The sequence below is a fragment of the Paenibacillus sp. 2RAB27 genome, assembly GCF_052115445.1.
GTDB lineage: Bacteria > Bacillota > Bacilli > Paenibacillales > NBRC-103111 > Paenibacillus_E.
Genome location: NZ_JBFRGR010000086.1, coordinates 1 through 2,736 on the forward strand (window position 1 = coordinate 1; position 2,736 = coordinate 2,736).

Sequence of the window (2,736 nt, forward strand, 5' to 3'; positions counted from 1 at the left end):
GGTTAAGCTAGAAAGAGCACACGGAGGATGCCTAGGCACTAGGAGCCGAAGAAGGACGTGGCGAACGACGAAATGCCTCGGGGAGCCGTAAGCAGGCTTTGATCCGGGGATGTCCGAATGGGGGAACCCAGCTGTGGTAATGCGCAGTTACTCWATAGTGAATACATAGCTWTTGTAGAGGCAGACCCAGGGAACTGAAACATCTAAGTACCTGGAGGAAAAGAAAACAAAAGTGATTCCGTCAGTAGCGGCGAGCGAAAGCGGAATAGCCCAAACCAAGGAGCTTGCTCCTTGGGGTTGTAGGACCTCGACATGGGGTTAGTTTGGTAGGCGAAGTGATCTGGAAAGGTCCGGCATAGAAGGTAAAAGCCCTGTAGCCCAAACYRAACGAAWCYYCTAGAGGTATCCTGAGTACGGCGGGTCACGTGAAACCCCGTCGGAATCCGGCAGGACCATCTGCCAAGGCTAAATACTCCCTAGTGACCGATAGTGAAGCAGTACCGTGAGGGAAAGGTGAAAAGCACCGCGGAAGCGGAGTGAAAAAGAACCTGAAACCGTGTGCTTACAAAAAGTCAGAGCCCTCTATATGGGTGATGGCGTGCCTTTTGTAGAATGAACCGGCGAGTTACGTTCCCGTGCGAGGTTAAGYTGAARAGRCGGAGCCGCAGCGAAAGCGAGTCTGAATAGGGCGCTTKAGTACGTGGACGTAGACCCGAAACCGTGTGATCTACCCCTGTCCAGGGTGAAGGTGAGGTAACACTCACTGGAGGCCCGAACCCACGAATGTTGAAAAATTCGGGGATGAGGTGGGGGTAGCGGAGAAATTCCAATCGAACTCGGAGATAGCTGGTTCTCCCCGAAATAGCTTTAGGGCTAGCCTCGGATGTTGAGTTGTGGAGGTAAAGCACTGATTGGGTGCGGGGCCCGCCAAGGGTTACCAAGTCCAGTCAAACTCTGAATGCCACAAACTTAAATCCGGGAGTCAGACAGTGAGTGCTAAGATCCATTGTCAAAAGGGAAACAGCCCAGACCATCAGCTAAGGTCCCCAAGTGTGTGTTAAGTGGGAAAGGATGTGGAGTTGCACAGACAACCAGGATGTTGGCTTAGAAGCAGCCACCATTGAAAGAGTGCGTAATAGCTCACTGGTCGAGTGACTCTGCGCCGAAAATGTAACGGGGCTAAACACGCCACCGAAGCTATGGCTTGCACKTWTGTGCATGGGTAGGGGAGCGTTGTATGTACGTTGAATTCTGACCGTAAGGACAGGTGGAGCGCATACAAGTGAGAATGCCGGTATAAGTAACGAAAAGATCAGTGAGAATCTGATCCGCCGAAAACCTAAGGGTTCCTGAGGAAGGCTCGTCCGCTCAGGGTAAGTCGGGACCTAAGGCGAGGCCGAAAGGCGTAGTCGATGGACAACAGGTGGAAATTCCTGTACCACCGTAGCCGTTATGAGCAATGGAGTGACGCAGAAGGATAGTGACGCGAGCTGATGGATGCTCGTCCAAGCAGTGAGGCTGGTTAGTAGGCAAATCCGCTAACCGTAAGGCTGGGCTGTGATGGGGAGGGAAATKTAAGTACCGAAGGTCATGAGTTCACACTGCCAAGAAAAGCTTCTAGCCAGGCGAAGGTGCCCGTACCGCAAACCGACACAGGTGGGTGAGAAGAGAATTCTAAGGCGCGCGGAAGAACTCTCGTTAAGGAACTCGGCAAAATGACCCCGTAACTTCGGGAGAAGGGGTGCCTCGGTAGGGTGAATAGCCCGAGGGGGCCGCAGTGAAAAGGCCCAAGCGACTGTTTAGCAAAAACACAGGTCTGTGCGAAGCCGCAAGGCGAAGTATACGGGCTGACGCCTGCCCGGTGCTGGAAGGTTAAGAGGAGTGGTTAGGGGCAACCCGAAGCTATGAATTGAAGCCCCAGTAAACGGCGGCCGTAACTATAACGGTCCTAAGGTAGCGAAATTCCTTGTCAGGTAAATTCTGACCCGCACGAATGGCGTAACGACTTGGGCGCTGTCTCAACGAGAGATCCGGTGAAATTTTAATACCTGTGAAGATGCAGGTTACCCGCGACAAGACGGAAAGACCCCATGGAGCTTTACTGCAGCTTGATATTGGACTTTGGTACGATCTGTACAGGATAGGTGGGAGCCTWWGAAGCCTGAGCGCCAGCTTGGGTGGAGGCATCGTTGGGATACCACCCTGATCGTATCGGAGTTCTAACCTRGTACCGTGATCCGGTATGGGGACAGTGTCAGGTGGGCAGTTTGACTGGGGCGGTCGCCTCCTAAAATGTAACGGAGGCGTTTAAAGGTTCCCTCAGAATGGTTGGAAATCATTCGCAGAGTGCAAAGGCATAAGGGAGCTTGACTGCGAGACCTACAAGTCGAGCAGGGACGAAAGTCGGACTTAGTGATCCGGTGGTACCGAATGGAAGGGCCATCGCTCAACGGATAAAAGCTACCCTGGGGATAACAGGCTTATCTCCCCCAAGAGTCCACATCGACGGGGAGGTTTGGCACCTCGATGTCGGCTCATCGCATCCTGGGGCTGAAGTAGGTCCCAAGGGTTGGGCTGTTCGCCCATTAAAGCGGTACGCGAGCTGGGTTCAGAACGTCGTGAGACAGTTCGGTCCCTATCTGTCGCGGGCGTAGGAAATTTGAGAGGAGCTGTCCTTAGTACGAGAGGACCGGGATGGACGTACCGCTGGTGTACCAGTTGTCTCGCCAGAGGCAT

At 53.4% G+C, this 2,736-nt stretch carries 1 rRNA gene; it reads left to right on the forward strand.

From position 1 onward, the window contains the following. Nucleotides 1-2,736: ribosomal RNA gene (locus AB4114_RS35655) — 23S ribosomal RNA — on the forward strand; the annotation flags it as partial.